Genomic DNA, 19,349 nt, shown 5'->3' on the forward strand with positions numbered 1-19,349 from the left:
CGACGGCCGCCGACCGGATGCCCGGTCGGCGGCCGTGGCCGTACGGCGAGCAGGCGTCAGACCGCCGTGGCCGGGTACGTCGGGTACTCGACGCCCGACACGTGCTGGACGACCCGGACGACCTGGCAGGAGTAGCCGAACTCGTTGTCGTACCAGAGGTAGAGGATCGCGTTGTCGCCGTCGACCTTGAGCGCGCCGGCGTCCACGATCGAGGCGTGGCGCGAGCCGATGAAGTCGCTGGAGACCGCGTCGGGCGCCGTGATGAAGTCGATCTGGCGCTTGAGCGGAGAGGTCAGCGACACCTCACGCAGGTAGTCGTGGACCTCCTCGCGGGTGGCCTCGCGGGACAGCTGCAGATTGAGGATGGCGATCGAGACGTCCGGCACGGGGACGCGGATCGAGCTGCCGCTGATCTTCGCCTTGAGGTCCGGCAGGGCCTTGGCGACGGCGGAGGCGGCACCCGTCTCGGTGATCACCATGTTGAGCGGCGCGGAGCGGCCGCGGCGCTCGGACTTGTGGTAGTTGTCCAGCAGGTTCTGGTCGTTGGTGAACGAGTGGACGGTCTCCACGTGGCCGCGCAGCACGCCGTACTCGTCGTCCATCGCCTTCAGCGGCGGGACGATGGCGTTGGTGGTGCAGGAGGCGCAGGACAGGATCTGCTCGTCCGGCTTGATCGTGTCGTGGTTGACGCCGTGCACGATGTTCGGGACGTCGCCCTTGCCCGGCGCGGTGAGGACGACCTTCTCGATGCCGGGGCGCAGATGCTTCGAGAGGCCCTCGCGGTCGCGCCACTTGCCGGTGTTGTCGATGAGGATGGCGTCGCGGATGCCGTACTCGGTGTAGTCGACGACGCTGGGGTCGTCGGCGTAGATCACCTTGATGGCGTTGCCGTTGGCCACGATGGTGCTCTCGGCCTCGTCGACCGTGATCGTGCCCTGGAACTGGCCGTGGATGGAGTCGCGACGCAGCAGGGAGGCGCGCTTGACGATGTCCTGCTCGCCGCCGCCGCGGACGACGATGGCGCGCAGCCGCAGACCGTTGCCGGAGCCGGACTTCTCGATCAGCAGACGGGCGACGAGGCGGCCGATACGGCCGAAGCCGTAGAGCACGACGTCGCGCCCCTCGCCGCGCTCGATCTTGTTGGCGCCCGTGGCCCCGGCGACGGCCTCGGCGGTGAACTCCGCCACGCTCAGACCGCGGTCGTCGGCCTTGTAGGTGGTGACCAGCATGCCGAGGTCGATCTGGGAGGGACCGAGGTCGAGCGCGGTCAGAGCCTGAAGGAACGGCATCGTCTCGATGACCGACAGCTCGGCGCCCGCGATCTGCCGGGCGAAGCGGTGGGTCTTGAGGATGCTGACCACCGACTTGTTCACCAGGGAGCGGCTGTGCAGCAGGACGGTCACGTCCCGCTCGCGGTGCAGCTTCCCGATGAGCGGGATCATCGACTCCGCGATCTCCTCGCGGGTCTTCCAGTTGGTGAACGAGTCGTCGTTGACAGTCACGGATCCATCTTTCGAGCTAGGCAGCGCTCATATGCTAACCAGGCCTCTCAAGTGCTTCTCCAGCAGGGGTGGAGTAAGGGATTTGCACCCATTCCTTGACTGATTCCTGAATCAGGGTGGAAGTGCGTAAGAAACCCGAGTCGCGGATTGCACGTCTTACCTGGCGTGCCCAAGGTCAACAGAGTGAGCACCTCCTCCGTACCGCGGCCCGAATCGGCCGCCCCGTCCCGTCCCCTCCGCCCCCCGACCCTGCCCTGGATCGCCCGGCGCGGGATCCCGGAGGGGGCGCTGGCGGCCCTCGCCCTGTTCGCGGCCGTGCGGCTCGCCGGGATCGTCATGGTGATCGTCACGAACGCCGTCCGGGGGCATCCGCTGATCAGGAGCTTCGCTCACTCCTGGGACTCCCGCTGGTACCTGCACATCGCCGCCCAGGGGTACGGCCACCGGATCTGGATCACCCCGCAGGGCGCCGTCCAGAGCGACTGGGCGTTCTTCCCCCTGTACCCCGGGCTCATCAGGGCCCTGACCACCGTGCTGCCGTTCAGCCCGGGCCAGGCCGCCCTGCTCATCGCCTGGATCGCCGCCGGCGTGGCGGCGTACGGCGTGTACGTCATCGGCCACCATCTCTACGGGCGCGGGGTCGCCACCGCGCTGGTCGCCCTGTGGGCCGCTCTGCCGCACGCGGTCGAACTGACGATCGCCTACACCGAGTCGCTGTTCGCCGCGCTCGCCGTGTGGGCCCTGTACTGCGTGCTCAAGGGCCGCTGGCTGTGGGCCGGGACCCTGGCCGTGCTCGCGGGACTGTCCCGGCCGAGCGGTTTCGCGGTGGCGGTGGCCGTCTCGCTCGCCGCCGCCCATGAGGCGCTGCGGCAACGCGGCCGGGTCCCGGCGAGCCTGTGGGCCGGTGCCGTGATCGCCCCGTTGGGCTGGCTCGGCTATGTGCTGTGGGTCGGCGGACAGACGGGCGACGTGCTCGGCGGCTACTTCAAGGTGCAGAGCGCCTGGGACTCCCGGTTCGACCTCGGTGTCGGCTCGGCGCGCTTCCTGAAGGGCCTGCTGCTGCACGGCGGAGGCGTCGTCTACCCGGCGGCCCTGGTGATAGTCGCGGCCGGTGTCCTGCTGTTCGCGCTGCTCTGCCTGGAACGCGCTCCGCTGGCCCTGGTGGTCTTCGCGGGCGTCCTGATCCTGCTCGTGGTCGGCGGCTCCGGCTCCTTCTCCTCCAAGCCGCGGTTCCTGCTGCCGGCCTTCCCGCTCCTCATCCCCATGGCCCGCGCCCTCACCCGGACCTGGCGGGTCCGCCCGGCGCACGTCGTGGTCGTCTACTGCGGCCTCACCGTCGTGTCCCTGCTCTTCGGTGCCTATGTGGCGGTGGTGGCCCGCTCGCCGCTGTGAGCCGGCGGTCAGGCCCGTGGCCGGCGGTACGAGAGGGGTGAGAGTTCGGAAAGGGAGATCTGACCTGGTTCGGGCGCCGATGCGGCGTGATCGGTAGGTATAGGTAAAATCTAGGCGTTTGCCGAAGATTCAGGCGGAAGGCCGCCGAAGGCCACCGCCGCGCCGGAAGTGATCGATGCCCCGCAAGCGCTCCATGGACGACGGCGACGAGCTGCTGGCCAGACTCGGTTCGCTCACCGCCCAGGCACGCGAGCGCGCGGAACTGCAGCGCACCCAGGTCGAACTGGCCATCGCACTGCAGCGCGGCATGCTGCCCCGGGACCTGCCCACCGCACCAGGCCTGCACATCGCCGTCCGCTACGCACCGGCCAACCTCGGTCTCAACGTGGGTGGCGACTGGTACGACGCGTTCGCCCTGCCCGACGGGCGGATCGGGCTGTCCATCGGCGACGTGCAGGGGCACAACATCGAGGCCGCCGCCTTCATGGGCCAGGTACGGGCCGGACTGCGTGCCCTCGCCTCCGTTACCGGCGAGCCGGGCGAACTGCTCACCCGCACCAACGACCTGCTGCTCTCGCTGGGCAGCGATCTCTTCGCCACCTGCACCTTCATGCGCCTCGACCCGGCCACCGGGGTGCTGGAGAGCGCACGGGCCGGCCACATCCCGTTCGTGTGGGCCACGGCGGACGGCAAGTCCGGCGTCGTCGACGACGAGGGCGGGCCGCCGCTCGGCATCGACAAGGACATGGAGTTCCCCGTGAGCCGGCACCGGCTCACCACGGGCGGAGTCTTCGTCATGGTCACCGACGGTGTGGTGGAGGGCCCCTCGCTGAACATCGAGGAGGGCCTCGACCAGGTGGTACGCCTCGCCGGCATCGCCGCCGTCGCCGGCCTGCAGCCCCATGCGCTGGCCGCCGCCGTGATCAAGGGCGCCGAGAGCGTCGGGCACGAGGACGACGCGGCCGTCCTCGTCGTCGGCCTGGACGGTCCCGTGCGGCTCTGACCACCCCGGCCGGGCGCCGGAAGAGCGGTCGGGGAGCAGGCCGTGGCCGCCCGGGGCGGGCGCCGCTCACGCCGCCGGGGATTCAGCCGTAGGGCTGGACGCCACCGGCCCTCGCCTCGCCGACCCGCAGCCGTCGGTGTGAGATTGCTGCTGTGGTGGGTACCGAGGATCTGCGCCGGCCGGGCGGCTACGCCGTCCAGGTGCTGGCCGTCGCGGCCTGCTACTACGGCGCCGGCCGCCTCGGGCTCCTGCGGGAACTCTCCGTCGAGGGCGCCGTCGTCACCCCCATCTGGCCGCCGACCGGCGTCGCCGTCGCCGCCCTGCTGATCCTCGGCCTGGGCTGCTGGCCCGGCATCACGATCGGCGCGCTGTTCGTGGTGATGTCCATCACCACCCCGCACTTCGACGTGCTCGGTACGATCGCCGCCCAGACCGCCGCACCGGTGGCCGCGGTGCTCATGCTGCGGCGGGCCGGGTTCCACACCGACCTCGGCCGGTTGCGGGACGGCGTCGCGCTGGTGTTCCTCGGCGCGCTGGCCGCCATGCTGATCAGCTCGACCGCCGGCGCGGGCCTCCTCGTCCTCACCGACAAGCTCGATCCGCAGAGCTTCTGCCCCGTCTGGCTGGCCTGGTGGGTGGGCGACGCCATGGGCGTCCTGCTCGTCACCCCGCTGCTGCTGTTGCTGCACGGTGCGCGCTGGCCGCCGCACCTCGCCCGCTGGAAGGAGGCGACAGCGCTGGCCGTCGTCGCCTGCTGTGTGGTGCCGGTGGCCGTCCACAGCTCGCTCAGCCTGCTCTACCTCGTCTACCCGCTCCTCATCTGGGCCGCCCTGCGCTTCCAGCTCCTGGGCAGCGTGCTGTGCGCGCTGCTGACGTCCGTGGTGGCCGCCGTCGCGGCGACGGACGGGTCCGGCGCCTTCGCGGGCCTGGGCCGGATCGAGGTCATGGCGAAGCTCCAGACGTTCAACGGCTCGATGGCCCTGACCGCGCTCCTGCTCTCCGCGCTGATCACCGAGCAGCGCAACACCCGTAGCTCGGTGGAGAAGGCCTGCCAGGAACTGGTCGAGGTGCTGGAGCACCTGAACGCGGGCGACGCCCCACCGCCCCGGCCGCAACCGGACACCGGCGACACCACCGGCATGGACGAGGGGCCCCGGCCCGCCGGGCCCCGCTGAGGGAAGAGTGCCCGTCTTCCGCCCCCGTCACCGGCCCGACGGAGCCCCCGTGTCCAGCAACTCCGTCACGAGCTGTCGCGCGTACGCGGCGTCCAGCCCGTCCGGGCGGAACAGGATCCGGTACATCAGGGGGGCGACGACGCGGTCCAGGACCGTCTCGATGCCGGGGGCGCGCTGTGTGCGGTCGGCCGCACGGGCGACGATGGCGTCGACCTGCTCGGCCGCGTAGGCCGAGCACTGGCCGGCGTTGCCGCCGTCCGGGCTGCCGAGCAGGGCGTCGCGGATGTACGCCCGGCCCGCGGGGGAGGCCATCTCCTCGAGGAACTGCTCGGCCCAGGCCGTCAGATCGGCCCGCAGGTCTCCGTGGTCGTGGGGCTCCGTCTCGGGGCGCAGGCGCTCCACGGCGACGTCGGACAGCAGCTCCTGCAAGTCGCCCCAGCGGCGGTAGATCGTCGACGGCGTGACCCCCGCGCGCTGGGCGACCAGGGGCACCGTCAGCGCGTCGCGTCCCACCTCCGCCGTGAGTTCGCGGACAGCCGTGTGCACCGATGCCTGGACCCGGGCGCTGCGCCCGCCGGGACGCACCATCTGCTTGCGAGTCATGCACCCCACCTTAAAGCCCAATCCTTGCGTTTGTCGGGTCGCCCGCCGCTGCCAGCGTCACGGACGCCTAAAGCTAACCGTTTGCGTTTGGTGCATGCATGGCCCTAGTCTAACTAAAGGCAAACCGATTGCCTTTAGTTGAAGGAGGAGCTTGATCATGCAGTCCTCGCCCGCCGCCCCCCTGCCGTCCTGGTCCGTGGGCGACGTCACGGTCCACCGCGTCGACGAGGTGCCGCTGCCGCCCGCGACCGGCGAGTGGCTCCTGCCCGACGCTCGCCCCGACGTGGTCACCGCCCAGGACTGGCTGCACCCGCACTTCGCCGACCCGGAGGGCACCCTGCACATCGACAGCCACAGCTTCGCGTTCGTCGTGGACGGGCTGCGCGTCCTCGTCGACACCGGCATCGGCAACGGCAAGCAGCGGGCCAACCCGGCCTGGCACGATCTGGACACCCCGTACCTGGAGCGCCTCACGGCCGCCGGGTTCCCCCCGGACTCCGTCGACCTGGTGATCCTCACTCATCTGCACGCCGACCACGTCGGCTGGAACACCCGCGAGGAGAACGGCGCCTGGGTCCCCACCTTTCCGCGCGCCCGCTACCTCACCTCACGCGCCGAGCGGGACTTCTGGGCCGGGTACGACATGGAGGAGGCGCGCCGGCAGATGTTCGACGACTCCGTGGTCCCGGTCGAGCGGGCGGGGCTGCTGGACCTCGTCGACGTCCCGGCCGAGGGTGCCGAGATCGCCCCCGGACTCCGTCTCGTGCCCACGCCCGGACACACCCCCGGCCATGTCGCCGTCGAGCTGACCAGCCGGGGTGAGCGGGCCCTGATCACCGGTGACTGCATCCACCATCCGGTCCAGCTCGCCCACCCCGCCATCGGCGCCTGCGTCGACATCGACCCGGGGCAGTCGGAGGCCTCGCGCCGCGCACTGCTCCGGTCGGTCGCGGGTACGGACACCCTGCTGCTCGGCACCCACTTCGCCCCGCCCACCGCCGGCCGCGTGGTCGCGCACGGGGACGCCTACCGGATCCTGCCCGTTCCGGCGGCCTGAGCGAGCTGCGGTGGGGCGACGATCCCGCCCCTTCAGGTCTGCCGGGCGTGCGTCGGGTCGTGAGCCACCTCGTCCGGGCGCCCGCGGCGCGATCCGTGCGTCCGCCGGTCGCGCCGCCAGTCGAGGGTCGCGAGCGCCAGCGCCGCCAGCATGCCGACGAGGGCGGTGCCCAGTGCGGTGACGAGAGCGCCCCGGTAGTCGTGGCTCCTGCCGAGCACCAGATAGAACAGGCCGGGCAGGGCGGCGGTCCCCACCGCGGCGCCGAGCCGCTGTCCGGTCTGCAGGGCGCCGCCCGCCGCGCCCGCCATGTGCACGGGTACGTCCCGCAGCGTCATGGTGATGTTGGGCGAGACCACGAAGCCGCTGCCGACGCCGCCGAGGAACAGGACGGGGGCCGCGACCCAGGTCGCGAGGCCGAGGGGGGCGAAACGCAGCAGCAGCGCGGTACCGCCCAGACCGAGGATCACGCCCGAGAGGCCGCACACGGTGAGCAGCCGGCCGAACCGGTCCACCAGCCGGCCCGCGACCACGGCCGCGCTCGCCGAGCCCAGGGCGAAGGGGGTCACGGCGAGACCGGAGCGCAGCGGGGAGAAACCCAGGCCGTGCTGGAAGAAGAGCGCGAAGACCAGCCACACGCCACTGAATCCGATGAAGTACAGCGTGCCCACGCCGGCACCGACGGCGTAGCCGCGCACAGTGGTGAACAGACGCGGGTCGAGCAGCGGCGGGGCGCCCCGGGCGAGAAGGCGGCGCTGCCACCGGACGAAGCCGGTGAGGACCATGGCGCCCGCCGGGAACAGCCACCACAGCCGGCCGAGTCCGCCGGAGTCCGCCTGGACCAGCGGGAACATCAGCGCGAGGACGCCCGCGCCGAGGAGGAGCACGCCGGGCACGTCCACCTGCCCCCGACCGGAACGCCGGGTGCTGGGCAGCAGCCGGCGGCCGAGCAGGACGGCGAGGATGCCGATGGGGACGTTGACGTAGAAGATCCACCGCCAGCCCTGGGCGCCGGAGGCGAGGGCGAGGATGGCGCCGCCGGTGAGGGGGCCGACGGCGGACGATATGCCGACGGTGGAGCCGAAGAGACCGAAGGCGCGGCCGCGTTCGGCGCCACGGAACATCTGCTGGATGAGCGCGGAGTTCTGCGGTGCCATGAAGCCGGCCGCCAGCCCCTGGGCGAGGCGGGCCACCACCAGCAGCGTGATGTCGGGCGCCGCCCCGCAGGCCGCGCTGCACACGACGAAGCAGCCGAGGGCGAGCAGGAAGATACGGCGCCGGTCCAGGGCGTCGCCGAGCCGGCCCGCGGTGACGAGGGCGAGGGCGAAGGCGAGCGCGTATCCGGACACCACCCACTGCACCTGCGCGGGAGAAGCGTGCAGATCCCGCTGGACGGTGGGCAGGGCGACCGCCACGATCGTCACGTCCAGCAGGCTCATGAAACCGGCCACCAGGGTCACCCACAGGGCCCGCCACCGGCGCGGATCCGGCTCGTACCCGGTCTCCTGAGCGCCCTTCGCGCCGCCTTCCGCCGCTGACGCCGCCGCTGTCACGTGGGCTCCTCTCACCAAGGGCGCACCCGGTCCGCCGCAGCCCGGGCGAACCACGTTCCCCCACCCGGGCGCCGACACAGACCAGCCTGCTCCCGCGACCCTCCCGGAGCAAAGGCAGGGTCACGTCCACCCACCCCGGAATCCGACCTCACCGCGAGGCGAACTTTTCCCGCACATCCGGCATCACACCTGAGGCAAGGCCCATTACCGATTCCTGGACGAACGGGAGAACGCACACCATGACTCACCAGCACCGGATCGACACGCCTCGGCCCGCCCTGCTTCCCCGCTCCGACCGGCGGCGCCGGCTCGTGCGCGCGACGCTCGCCGCGGCCGGCGTCGCCGCGCTGGGGATCGCCGGCGCGGGAGCGGCCCAGGCCGCCGGGGCGGGTGCCGCGACGGCGACGCCCACCTGCGCCGTCTCCGCGCTGAGCGCCTCCTTCGGCGAGGGGCTGGCCGGCGGCATGAACCATCAGGGTGTGGTGCTCAGGCTCAAGAACACCGGCGCTCACACCTGCCTGCTGCGGGGGTACCCGGGCCTCGGCCTGGAGAACGCCGCGCACCGCACGCTCCACTCGACCACCCACCGGGGCGACACCTGGTACGCGAAGAGCCCTGCCAAGTCCACCCTGACGCTCCGCACGGGGCAGAGCGTGGAGGCGGTCGTCTCGTGGACGCACGCCAACACCGGCACCTCCGACGCCGTCCACGCCGCCTATCTCGAGGTCACGCCGCCCGCGGCCACCGGCCACAAGACGCTCGCGTTCCCGCAGTGGGTCGACAACGGCGACCTCAGCGTCACCGCGCTCGCCTACCGGATCCACGTCAACCCCTGAGCCCTTCCCGACCATGACAGAAGAGGCCTGACGGCGGCACGCCGTCAGGCCTCTTCGCCGTCGAGACGCCCTCGCCGCCCGGATTGCTTATCCTTGGTTGAACAGTTCAGACTGATAAACCTATGGTGAGTAACCATGGACACCGTCGTACTCGCCGCCGAGCTGAAACTGGCCATGGGCCGGATCGTCCGCCGACTGCGCCAGGCGCACGCGGTCGGGGACATCACGCTGTCCGGCGTCTCGGTGCTGGCCCGGCTGGCCCGTACCGGCCCGGACTCGCCCGGCTCGCTCGCCGAGTCGGAACGCGTCCGGCCGCAGGCGATGGCCAGCACGCTCGCCGGACTCGAACAACGCGCCCTGGTCAGCCGCAGCCCCGACACGGCCGACGGCCGCCGGTCCATCGTCTCCCTCACCGACGAGGGCCGCAGCGTGCTGGAGCAGCGCCGCTCCGAGTCCGTGGGCCGCCTCGCCCACGCACTGGACGAGTTCACCCCGCAGGAACGGCAGGCCCTGCACGACGTCCTGCCCCTGCTCGACCGACTGGCGGAACGACTGTGACAGGCTCCGCACCCGCCCCGGGCGGCCCCGCCGACAGCGGCATACGCGCCCGGCTGCTCGCCCGCTCCGCCCGGCTGCGGGACACGCCCCCGGGCCCCGGCTACAAGTGGGTCGCGCTCTCCAACACCACGCTCGGCGTCCTGATCGCCACCATGGACGCCTCCATCGTGATCATCTCGCTGCCGGCGATCTTCCGCGGGATCGGCCTCGACCCGCTCGCGGCCGGAAACATCGGCTACCTGCTGTGGATGATCCTCGGCTATCTGCTGGTCTCGGCCGTCCTCGTGGTCGTCCTCGGCCGGCTCGGCGACATGTTCGGCCGCGTCCGGATCTACAACCTCGGCTTCCTGGTCTTCGCATGCGCCTCTGTCGCCCTGTCGCTCGACCCCTTCCGGGCGGGCGCGGGCGCGTTGTGGCTGATCCTGTGGCGCATCGTGCAGGCCTTCGGCGGCTCCATGCTCACCGCCAACTCGGCCGCCATCCTCACCGACGCCTTCCCGTCCCGGCAGCGCGGCATGGCTCTCGGCATCAACCAGATCACCGCGCTCGCCGGGCAGTTCCTCGGACTGCTCGCCGGCGGTCTGCTCGCCGCGGTCGACTGGCGCGCGGTGTTCTGGGTGAGCGTCCCGGTCAGCATCACCGGCACCGTCTGGTCGTATCTGAGCCTGCGCGAGACCTCGGCCGGCGCGCGCGGCCGTATCGACTGGCTCGGCAACCTCACCTTCGCCTCGGGCGCCGGCATTCTGCTGGCCGGTATCACCTACGGCATCCAGCCCTACGGCGGCCATGCCACCGGCTGGACCAACCCCTGGGTGCTCACGGGCCTGATCGGCGGGCTCTTCCTGCTGCTGGTGTTCTGCGTCGTCGAGGCACGGGTCGCCGAGCCGATGTTCCGGCTGTCGTTGTTCAAGGTGCGGGCGTTCGCCGCCGGCAACCTGGCCGCCCTGCTGACCGCGATCGCCCGCGGCGGACTCCAGTTCATGCTGATCATCTGGCTGCAGGGCATCTGGCTGCCGCTGCACGGCTACGCCTTCGAGGACACCCCGCTGTGGGCCGGCATCTTCATGCTGCCGCTCACCCTCGGCTTCCTCGTCGCCGGGCCGGTGTCCGGCTATCTGTCCGACCGGTTCGGTGCCCGCGTCTTCTCCACCGCCGGACTGCTCGTCGTCGCCGGGTCCTTCCTCGGCCTGCTGGCCGTGCCCGTGAACTTCGACTACGGCGTCTTCGCGGGGCTGCTGCTGCTCAACGGCCTGGGCCAGGGCATGTTCTCCGCGCCCAACACCTCCTCCATCATGGGCAGCGTGCCGTCGCGCTACCGGGGCGTGGCCTCCGGGATGCGCTCCACCTTCCAGAACTCGGGTACGGCCCTGTCCATCGGGGTGTTCTTCTCGCTGATGGTCTCCGGTCTCGCGAGCACTCTGCCGAACACGCTCAGCAGCGGACTCCAGGCGCACGGCGTGCCCGCCGGGACCGCGCACGAGGCGGCCTCGCTGCCGCCGGTCAGCACCTTGTTCGCCACGTTTCTCGGCAACAACCCGATCGGCCACCTGCTCGGCGGCAGCGGCACCCTGGACCACCTCGCCGCCGCCCAGCGCGCCACCCTGACCGGCCACACCTTCTTCCCGGAGCTGGTCTCCGGACCCTTCCACCACGGCCTCACCATCGTCTTCAGCGTGGCCGCCGGCATGGCCCTGGTCTCCGCGCTCGCCTCCGCCCTGCGGGGCGGACACGAACGCGCCGACGACGACACGTCCGGGCCCGGCGGGCCGGACCACGGCACGAAAGGACACCCGACATGGCGCACAGCGCGCTCCTCGTGATGGACGTCCAGCGCTCCATCGTGGACCGCTTCGACGACGACGGCGGCCTTCTGCCGCGCCTCGCCGAGGCGGTCGGGGCCGCCCGCTCGGTCGGGCTGCCGGTGATCCACGTGGTCGTCGGCTTCCGCCCCGGGCACCCCGAAGTCAGCCCGCGCAACCAGGTGTTCAACACGCTCGCCGGTTCCGGCCGGTTCACCGGGGGCGACCCCGGGGCGGAGATCCATCCGGACGTGGCTCCGCGCCCGGACGAGGTGGTGGTCACCAAGCGGCGCGTGAGCGCGTTCGCGGGCAGCGACCTCGACATGGTGCTGCGGGCGGGCGGGATCGACCATCTGGTGCTCAGCGGCATCGCCACCAGCGGGGTCGTCCTGTCCACCCTGCGCCAGGCCGCCGACCTCGACTACCGGCTGACCGTGCTGGCCGACGGCTGCCTGGACAGCGACCCGGAGGTGCACGACGTCCTCACCGGCAAGGTCTTCCCGCGCCAGGCGGCCGTACTGTCCGTCGCCGAGTGGGCCAAGGACCTCGCCGCGTACCGTTCCTGACCGGACCGGGCGAGGAGGTGGTCGAGGTCGTCACGGGGACCGTCCGGACACCGGGCCGTCTCACGGCCACCGGCCACCGGCCCTTCGGCCCGAGTCCGTGGACGGCGAGGGTGATCGGTCAGTGCGCGCGGCGCCGCCGTACGAGGTGCCGTACGACGAAGGCGGCGACCAGCACGCCGGCGGCGACGAGGACGTACAGCTGATAGCGCGAGACCTCGTCGTAGACGGTCGTGATGTGGGTGCCGACCAGGTAGGCCAGAGTCGTCCAGAGACCGACCCACAGGGCCGCGCCGAGCGCGTTGAAGGCGAGGAAGCGGCGCCAGTGCATGCCCGTGGTGCCGGCGATGACGCCGTTGGCCTGGCGCAGGCCCTCGATGAACCGGGCCACGGTCACGACCTTGCCACCGTGCCGGCCGAAGAACTCCTCGGCGGCCGTGAACCGCTTCGGCGTCAGGAAGACGTACCGTCCCCACCGGTGCACGAGGACCCGACCGCCGACCCGGCCGACCAGATAGCCGATGTTGTCCCCGACGACGGCCGCGGCGAACGCGATGAGCGCCACGGCCCAGACGTTCAGCCGCCCCGCGCCCGCGTACACCCCCGCGGCCAGCAGGATCGTCTCGCCGGGCGCGGGCACTCCGAAGTCCTCCACCAGGACCACGGCCCCCACCGCCCAGTAGCCGTAGTGGCCGAGCAGGGGCGCCAGATGCGCCAGCGGACCCGGAAGCGGAGGGGCGGCCATGCCTCCACGGTACGACGCCGCGATCAGCGGGCCGTTGCCCGGCGGCCGCGCGCCTCAGGGCCGCCCGACGGTGTCCGGGTCGCGCAGCACGGCGCCCGAGTCCTCGGCCGCCGGGGCCTCGCCCGCCGCCTCCACTGCCGTACGGCGGGCCGTCCGGCCGGTCAGCCGCAGGGCGAGCGGCTCGGTGCAACGGGCCGTCAGCGGGCCGAGGACGACGAGGATCAGCACGTAGGCCGTGGCCAGCGGACCGAGGTCGGAGTCGATTCCGGCGGTGACGGCGAGTCCGGCGATGACGATGGAGAACTCGCCGCGCGCGACCAGGGTGCCGCCGGCCCGCCAGCGGCCCCTGGCCGAGATGCCCGCGCGCCGGGCCGCCCAGTAGCCGGTCGCGATCTTGGTGAGGGTGGTCACGACGGCGAGGGCCAGCGCGGGCAGCAGCACGGGCGGGATGCTCGCCGGGTCGGTGTGCAGGCCGAAGAAGACGAAGAACACCGCCGCGAACAGATCCCGCAGCGGTGCGAGGAGATGGTGCGCGCCCTCGGCGACCTCCCCGGACAGGGCGATCCCGACGAGGAACGCGCCGACGGCCGCCGAGACCTGCAGTTGCTGTGCGACTCCGGCGACGAGCAGCGTCAGCCCGAGCACCACCAGCAGCAGCTTCTCGGGGTCGTCGGTGGAGACGAAGCGGGAGATGTGCCGGCCGTAGCGCACCGCCAGCAGCAGCACCAGGCCCGCCACCCCGAGCGCGACGGCCAGGGTGACACTGCCGGCGGCGAAGCCGGTGCCGGCCAGCAGCGCGGTGACGACCGGCAGATAGACCGCCATGGACAGGTCCTCCAGCACCAGGATGCTGAGGATCACCGGGGTCTCCCGGTTGCCGAGGCGGCCGAGGTCGCCGAGCACCTTGGCGATGACCCCGGACGAGGAGATCCAGGTGATGCCGGCGAGTACGACGGCGGCGATCGGGCCCCAGCCCAGCAGCAGCGCCATGGCGGCGCCCGGCAGCGCGTTCAGGGCGGCGTCGAGGATGCCTGCCGGGTACTGGGTCTTGAGGTTGGAGACGAGATCGCCGGCCGTGTACTCCAGGCCCAGCATGAGCAGCAGCAGGACGACGCCGATCTCGGCGCCGATCGCCACGAACTCCTCGCTGGCGCCGAGCGGCAGCAGTCCGCCCTCGCCGAAGGCCAGACCGGCCAGCAGATAGAGCGGGATCGGGGAGAACCGCAGGCGCGCGGCGAGCCGGCCGAGCAGTCCGAGGCCCAGGATGATGGCGCCGAACTCGATCAGGAAGACGGCGGAGGAGTGCATCGCGATCACGCCCGGCCGAGTATCGCGGCGGCCGCGTCGACGCCCTCGCGGGTGCCGATCACGATCAGTGCGTCCCCGCCGGCCAGCCGGAAGCCGGGGCCGGGGGAGGGGATCGCCTCGGCGCGCCGCAGGACGGCCACGATCGACACGCCGGTCTCGGTGCGCATCCGGGTGTCACCGAGCAGTCGGCCGTTCCAGTACGACGACCCGGACAGCGCGATCCGCTCGGCGACCAGGCCCAGTTCCGTCGTCGACAGCAGGCCGGGGCTGTGGTGCGTCGGCTTCAGCGTGTCCGCCAGGGCTTCGGCCTCCTGGCCCGACAGCCGGACCGACAGCGCGCAGGCGTCGGGGTCCTCGCCCTGATAGGCGTTCAGCGTTCTCGACCCGTCCCGGTGGGCGACCACCGACAGCCTGCGCTGTTCGCGGGTCGTCAGGTCGTACCGGACGCCGATGCCCGGCAACGGCGTCCTGCTCGTGCGTACGGCGCCCATGGCTGCCCCCCTGCCCGACTTGAACGTTTCTTGGTGAAACGATTACTCGGAGCTTAACCCGGCGGTGTGCGGTCGCCGGAAGGGCCCCGGTCGGGCAGAGGGTGCGCCGGGCCGTCAGTCCGAGGGGATCGCGTCCCGGTCGTCGGCCGGGGCCGCCTGGCATGCGTGGCACAGCTCGTGGTCCCCGTCGCGGGTGACGACGGTGCCCCAGCCGAGGCACACCTCGCAGTCGCGGGCGAGGCCCAGGTCGGGGCGGGGAGGCAGGAGAGGGGTGCGGTGGGCTCCGTGCGCCATGTGGTGCCGGCTCCTTGGAGATCGCGGGGGGTCAGGGGGGTTGTCTTGGGTGATGACAACGCTGTCTGGTGCCTTAATTATGTCCGACATGCCCCATCTGTCTGTGACGAACGTCACTCTGGGCCCACTTCTCCGCGGTGGCCCGGCGAATCAGCCGAGCCGGCCCAGTCGGGCCTCCTGCCACAGGTCCACGCCGCCCTCGGTCGCGTACGTGTCGATCTCGGCCAGCTCGTCCGGCGTGAAGTCCAGGTTCTCCAGCGCGGCGACGTTCTGCTCCAGCTGCTCGGTGCGGGAGGCGCCGATGACGAGCGACGTCACCCGCTCGTCGCGCAGCGCCCAGGCCAGCGCCAGCTGTGCCAGCGTCTGCCCGCGCCGCGCCGCGATGTCGTCGAGGGCGCGCAGCCGCCGCAGCATGTCGTCGGTCAGCCAGGACGCGTCGAAGGACGTACCCTGCGCCGCCCGCGAGTCTCCCGGCACGCCGTCCAGGTAGCGGCCGGTCAGCAGGCCCTGGGCGAGCGCCGTGAAGCCGATGACCCCGAAGCCTTCCTCCTCGGCCGCCCGCAGCAGGCCGTCCGTCTCGATCCAGCGGTTGAGCATGCTGTACGACGGCTGGTGGATCAGCAGCGGGGTGCCCAGGTCCCGGAGGATCGCCGCCGCCTGCCGGGTGCGCTCGGCGTCGTAGGAGGAGATGCCGACATAGAGGGCCTTGCCCTGGCGTACGGCCGTGTCGAGCGCGCCCATCGTCTCCTCGAGCGGCGTGCTGGCGTCCAGCCGGTGGGAGTAGAAGATGTCCACGTAGTCCACGCCCATCCGGCGCAGCGACTGGTCCAGCGAGGCCAGCACGTACTTGCGGGAGCCGCCGCCCTGCCCGTAGGGGCCGGGCCACATGTCCCAGCCGGCCTTGGTGGAGATCACCAGCTCGTCCCGGTAGGGCGCGAGGTCCCGCTTCAGCAGCCGGCCGAAGTTCTGCTCGGCCGCCCCGTACGGCGGGCCGTAGTTGTTGGCCAGGTCGTGGTGGGTGATCCCGAGGTCGAAGGCGCGCAGGGCGATCTCGCGCTGGGTCTCGAAGGCGCGGTCGTCGCCGAAGTTGTGCCAGTAGCCGAGGGACAGGACGGGCAGGTCCAGTCCCGAGCGGCCGGTGCGCCGGTAGCGCATGGTGCCGTCGTAGCGTGCGGGGTCCGCGACGTGGGTCATCGGGTCTTCTCCGGGTGGTGCCGTAGGGGTGCCCCTCCGTGTACGGACGGGTTCGTCCACCCTGCGTGCGCGCGCCGCACAAGTCCAACCGCCGTACCGGATGGGATTGAGCGCTTCCGTTTCTGAATCGAGCGCCGCCGTTCTGTGCCACCGGATGCGGTTGTCCGATCCTACGAACTTCGCGCGGGCCGGGTTCCGGGCGGCCTCAGGCTTTGATAGGAAACTTTCCTACCAGTGCCGGTCCGGACCAACTCCCCACCCCCCGCCTCGACTTGGAGTCCCTGTGGTGCACGAAGACCGCGAAACAGCCCCCCGCACCGTCTCCCGCCGCACGCTCGTCGCCGTGCTCGGCGCCGCCGTCGCCTCCGGTGCCCTGCTCGGCACCGAGCGCGCGATGGCGGCACCCACCGCACGGGCGGCGTCGACGGGTCTCGACGACCCGGCGAAGAAGGAGATCGCCATGAAGCTCGTGTCGAGCGCGGAGAACTCCTCGCTCGACTGGAAGGCCCAGTACAAGTACATCGAGGACATCGGCGACGGCCGCGGCTACACCGCCGGCATCATAGGCTTCTGTTCCGGCACCGGCGACATGCTCGACCTCATCCAGCTCTACGCCGACCGCGAGCCCGGCAACGTCCTCGCCAAGTACCTGCCCGCCCTGCGCAAGGTCAACGGCACCGATTCGCACGCCGGTCTCGACCCCAACTTCCCCAAGGACTGGCGCACGGCCGCCAAGGACACCGTGTTCCAGCAGTGCCAGAACGACGAACGCGACCGCGTCTACTTCAACCCCGCGGTCGCCCAGGGCAAGACGGACGGCCTGCGCACCCTCGGCCAGTTCTGCTACTACGACGCCATCGTGATGCACGGCGACGGCGACGACCCCACCAGCTTCGGCAACATCCGCAAGCGCGCCCTGCGCAGCGCCAAGCCCCCGGCGCAGGGCGGCAACGAGACGACGTACCTCAACGCCTTCCTCGACGCCCGGGTGTGGGCCATGAAGCAGGAGGAGGCGCACAGCGACACCACGCGCGTCGACACCGAGCAGCGGGTGTTCCTGCGCAAGGGCAACCTGGACCTGAACACCCCGCTGGACTGGAAGGTGTACGGGGACAGCTACCACATCGGCTGATCCCGGGGTCGGCCGGCAAGCCGCGTCAGGCCGTCAGGCCGTTGGACCATCGGACCTTGAAGCCGTCAGGCCGTCGGGCCCTCGGGCACGGTTCCCGGGGCACCGGGGCACCGGGGCACCGGGGCGCGGCCCGGCGGCCTGACGCGTGGTGATGCGCCGGATGACGCAGACCGCCAGGGCGGCGGCCAGGACGCAGCTCGCCTCCGTCACCGCGAGCACCGGCAGCGAGGTGCCGCCGCCCAGACGCAACGAGCGAGGAACCAGGGCGCTCTGACGGTGGATCCGGTCACGGTGGACCCCTGTCGGGCAGGGCGCCCCGCACGGCGGCACGGTGCGAAGATCGGAAGCACCGGATCACCAGGTGGCGCGCACTCGCGTGTCAGGACCCTGACGAGGAAAGATGGGCGGTGAGCGATCGATCCGACGATGCGGAGGAACGGACCCATGCCGCACGAGCGAGCCGGCCGGCCGGCCGGTCCCGAGGACCTTGTCGACGTGGCCCGGCTGGTCACGGCGTACTACGCACTGCACCCGGACCCGGCCGATCCGGCACAGCGGGTGGCCTTCGGCACCTCCGGGCACCGGGGCTCGTCCCTGGCGAGCGCCTTCAACGAGGACCACATCGCCGCCACCAGCCAGGCCATCTGCGAGTACCGCTCGGCCCAGGGCACCGACGGCCCCCTCTTCCTCGGCGCCGACACCCACGCCCTGTCCGAGCCCGCGAAGGTCACCGCACTGGAAGTGCTGGCAGCCAACGGCGTGACCGTGCTCCTGGACGGCGCCGACGGCTACACGCCCACCCCCGCCGTCTCGCACGCGATCCTCAGCCACAACCGCGGCCGCACCCGAGGCCTCGCCGACGGCATCGTCGTCACCCCCTCCCACAACCCGCCCGCCGACGGCGGCTTCAAGTACAACCCGCCGAGCGGCGGACCGGCGGCCTCCGACGCCACCTCCTGGATCCAGGACCGGGCCAACGAGATCATCACGGGCGGCCTGAAGGACGTACGCAGAATGCCCTGGACCCGGGCGCTCGCCGCGGAGACGACCGGGCGGTACGACTTCCTCGGCACCTACGTCGGTGATCTGCCGGGCGTGCTCGACCTGGACGCCGTCCGCGCGGCCGGCGTGCGGATCGGTGCCGACCCGCTCGGCGGAGCCTCCGTCGCCTACTGGGGGCGCATCGCCGAACAGCACGGCCTCGACCTCACCGTGGTCAACCCGCACACCGACCCCACCTGGCGGTTCATGACGCTGGACTGGGACGGCCAGATCCGCATGGACTGCTCCTCGCCGTACGCGATGGCCTCCCTCATCGAGCAGCGCGACCGCTTCCGCATCGCCACCGGCAACGACGCCGACGCCGACCGGCACGGCATCGTCACCCCGGACGCCGGCCTGATGAACCCCAACCACTACCTCGCGGTCGCCATCTCCCACCTCTACCGGCACCGCGACCAGTGGCCCGCCGGCGCGGGCATCGGCAAGACGCTGGTCTCCTCGTCGATGATCGACCGCGTCGCGGCCGACCTCGGCCGCCGACTGGTCGAGGTCCCGGTCGGGTTCAAGTGGTTCGTGGACGGACTGGTCGGCGGCACCCTCGGATTCGGCGGCGAGGAGTCGGCCGGCGCGTCCTTCCTGCGCCGCGACGGCTCGGTGTGGACCACCGACAAGGACGGCATCATCCTGGCCCTCCTCGCCTCCGAGATCACGGCGGTCACCGACCGGACGCCGTCGGAGCACTACGCCGACCTGACCGCCCGCTTCGGTGCGCCCGCCTACGCCCGCATCGACGCCCCCGCGACCCGCGAACAGAAGGCACTGCTCGGCAAGTTGTCCCCGGCGCAGGTCACGGCCGACACGCTCGCCGGCGAGGCCGTCACGGCCGTCCTCACCGAGGCGCCCGGCAACGGCGCCGCCGTCGGCGGCATCAAGGTCACCACCGAGAACGCCTGGTTCGCCGCCCGTCCTTCGGGCACCGAGGACGTCTACAAGGTCTACGCCGAGTCCTTCCTCGGCGCCGACCATCTCGCCCGGGTGCAGCAGGAGGCCCAGGCCGTGGTCCTGGCCGCGCTCGGCGACTGAGGCGGCGCCCCGCGACGGAGGCGGCGTGCGGCGGCCTCGGGCATCGCGTGCCGCAGGCCGCC

Annotated in this window: 18 protein-coding genes; 10 read left to right on the forward strand and 8 right to left on the reverse strand. The window is 71.8% G+C overall.

Annotated elements, in window-relative coordinates; translation table 11 throughout:
- Positions 1 to 56 precede the first annotated feature (56 nt).
- Entirely contained in the window at positions 57 to 1,502 is a 1,446-nt protein-coding gene (locus AQI95_RS32245; protein ID WP_067132031.1) for a glyceraldehyde-3-phosphate dehydrogenase, read from the reverse strand.
- A 165-nt stretch (positions 1,503 to 1,667) separates the two neighbouring features.
- Between AQI95_RS32245 and AQI95_RS32250 the strand changes: the two genes are divergently transcribed.
- The 3 genes from AQI95_RS32250 (at position 1,668) to AQI95_RS32260 (ending at position 5,072) form a co-directional block, all read left to right on the forward strand.
- Entirely contained in the window at positions 1,668 to 2,894 is a 1,227-nt protein-coding gene (locus AQI95_RS32250; protein ID WP_067132033.1) for a hypothetical protein, read from the forward strand.
- A 175-nt stretch (positions 2,895 to 3,069) separates the two neighbouring features.
- Complete coding sequence (locus AQI95_RS32255) at positions 3,070 to 3,897, forward strand: PP2C family protein-serine/threonine phosphatase (RefSeq protein ID WP_067132036.1); 828 nt, start codon at positions 3,070 to 3,072, stop codon at positions 3,895 to 3,897.
- A 152-nt stretch (positions 3,898 to 4,049) separates the two neighbouring features.
- On the forward strand, positions 4,050 to 5,072 hold the full coding sequence (locus AQI95_RS32260) for an MASE1 domain-containing protein (protein WP_067132039.1): 1,023 nt from the start codon (positions 4,050 to 4,052) through the stop codon (positions 5,070 to 5,072).
- A gap of 27 nt (positions 5,073 to 5,099) precedes the next feature.
- On the opposite strand, the gene AQI95_RS32265 is transcribed toward AQI95_RS32260, so the two are convergent.
- Entirely contained in the window at positions 5,100 to 5,675 is a 576-nt protein-coding gene (locus AQI95_RS32265; protein ID WP_067132042.1) for a TetR/AcrR family transcriptional regulator, read from the reverse strand.
- 157 nt (positions 5,676 to 5,832) lie between these two features.
- On the opposite strand from AQI95_RS32265, the gene AQI95_RS32270 reads away from it, so the two are divergent.
- Positions 5,833 to 6,732, forward strand: a complete 900-nt coding sequence (locus AQI95_RS32270; RefSeq protein WP_067132045.1) for an MBL fold metallo-hydrolase — start codon at positions 5,833 to 5,835, stop codon at positions 6,730 to 6,732.
- 32 nt (positions 6,733 to 6,764) lie between these two features.
- Here the strand turns inward: AQI95_RS32270 and AQI95_RS32275 are convergent, their stop codons facing one another.
- The gene (locus AQI95_RS32275) at positions 6,765 to 8,282 is read right to left on the reverse strand and encodes an MFS transporter (RefSeq protein WP_067132048.1); all 1,518 of its coding nucleotides are present in this window, start codon (positions 8,280 to 8,282) and stop codon (positions 6,765 to 6,767) included.
- A 239-nt stretch (positions 8,283 to 8,521) separates the two neighbouring features.
- Here AQI95_RS32275 and AQI95_RS32280 point away from each other — a divergent pair, with 239 nt between their 5' ends.
- From AQI95_RS32280 to AQI95_RS32295, 4 genes are all read left to right on the forward strand, one after another.
- On the forward strand, positions 8,522 to 9,118 hold the full coding sequence (locus tag AQI95_RS32280) for a DUF4232 domain-containing protein (protein ID WP_067132051.1): 597 nt from the start codon (positions 8,522 to 8,524) through the stop codon (positions 9,116 to 9,118).
- Positions 9,119 to 9,253: 135 nt separating this feature from the next.
- A complete protein-coding gene (locus tag AQI95_RS32285; RefSeq protein WP_067132053.1) occupies positions 9,254 to 9,676 on the forward strand; it encodes a MarR family winged helix-turn-helix transcriptional regulator in 423 nt (140 codons plus the stop codon).
- A 152-nt stretch (positions 9,677 to 9,828) separates the two neighbouring features.
- Positions 9,829 to 11,496, forward strand: a complete 1,668-nt coding sequence (locus AQI95_RS32290) for an MFS transporter (protein ID WP_244188921.1) — start codon at positions 9,829 to 9,831, stop codon at positions 11,494 to 11,496.
- Positions 11,472 to 12,041, forward strand: a complete 570-nt coding sequence (locus AQI95_RS32295) for a cysteine hydrolase family protein (protein ID WP_067132056.1) — start codon at positions 11,472 to 11,474, stop codon at positions 12,039 to 12,041. The genes AQI95_RS32290 and AQI95_RS32295 overlap by 25 nt, the downstream gene beginning before the upstream one ends.
- Before the next feature lie 118 nt (positions 12,042 to 12,159).
- On the opposite strand, the gene AQI95_RS32300 is transcribed toward AQI95_RS32295, so the two are convergent.
- The 5 genes from AQI95_RS32300 to mgrA form a co-directional block, all read right to left on the reverse strand.
- Positions 12,160 to 12,783, reverse strand: coding sequence for a DedA family protein (locus AQI95_RS32300; RefSeq protein WP_067132059.1), 624 nt, complete (start codon positions 12,781 to 12,783; stop codon positions 12,160 to 12,162).
- A gap of 54 nt (positions 12,784 to 12,837) precedes the next feature.
- On the reverse strand, positions 12,838 to 14,091 hold the full coding sequence (locus AQI95_RS32305; RefSeq protein ID WP_067132433.1) for a cation:proton antiporter: 1,254 nt from the start codon (positions 14,089 to 14,091) through the stop codon (positions 12,838 to 12,840).
- A gap of 5 nt (positions 14,092 to 14,096) precedes the next feature.
- Complete coding sequence (locus AQI95_RS32310; RefSeq protein WP_067132063.1) at positions 14,097 to 14,582, reverse strand: cation:proton antiporter regulatory subunit; 486 nt, start codon at positions 14,580 to 14,582, stop codon at positions 14,097 to 14,099.
- Positions 14,583 to 14,696: 114 nt separating this feature from the next.
- The gene (locus AQI95_RS32315; RefSeq protein WP_067132066.1) at positions 14,697 to 14,876 is read right to left on the reverse strand and encodes a hypothetical protein; all 180 of its coding nucleotides are present in this window, start codon (positions 14,874 to 14,876) and stop codon (positions 14,697 to 14,699) included.
- A 150-nt stretch (positions 14,877 to 15,026) separates the two neighbouring features.
- Positions 15,027 to 16,070, reverse strand: a complete 1,044-nt coding sequence (mgrA, locus tag AQI95_RS32320) for an L-glyceraldehyde 3-phosphate reductase (RefSeq protein ID WP_067132069.1) — start codon at positions 16,068 to 16,070, stop codon at positions 15,027 to 15,029.
- Positions 16,071 to 16,353: 283 nt separating this feature from the next.
- On the opposite strand from mgrA, the gene AQI95_RS32325 reads away from it, so the two are divergent.
- Positions 16,354 to 17,202, forward strand: coding sequence for a chitosanase (locus tag AQI95_RS32325; protein ID WP_067132073.1), 849 nt, complete (start codon positions 16,354 to 16,356; stop codon positions 17,200 to 17,202).
- Between the two features lie 444 nt (positions 17,203 to 17,646).
- Complete coding sequence (gene pgm, locus AQI95_RS32330; RefSeq protein ID WP_067132076.1) at positions 17,647 to 19,287, forward strand: phosphoglucomutase (alpha-D-glucose-1,6-bisphosphate-dependent); 1,641 nt, start codon at positions 17,647 to 17,649, stop codon at positions 19,285 to 19,287.
- The last annotated feature ends 62 nt before the right edge of the window (positions 19,288 to 19,349 follow it).

The sequence above is a fragment of the Streptomyces yokosukanensis genome, from assembly GCF_001514035.1.
Classification (GTDB): Bacteria; Actinomycetota; Actinomycetes; order Streptomycetales; family Streptomycetaceae; genus Streptomyces; species Streptomyces yokosukanensis.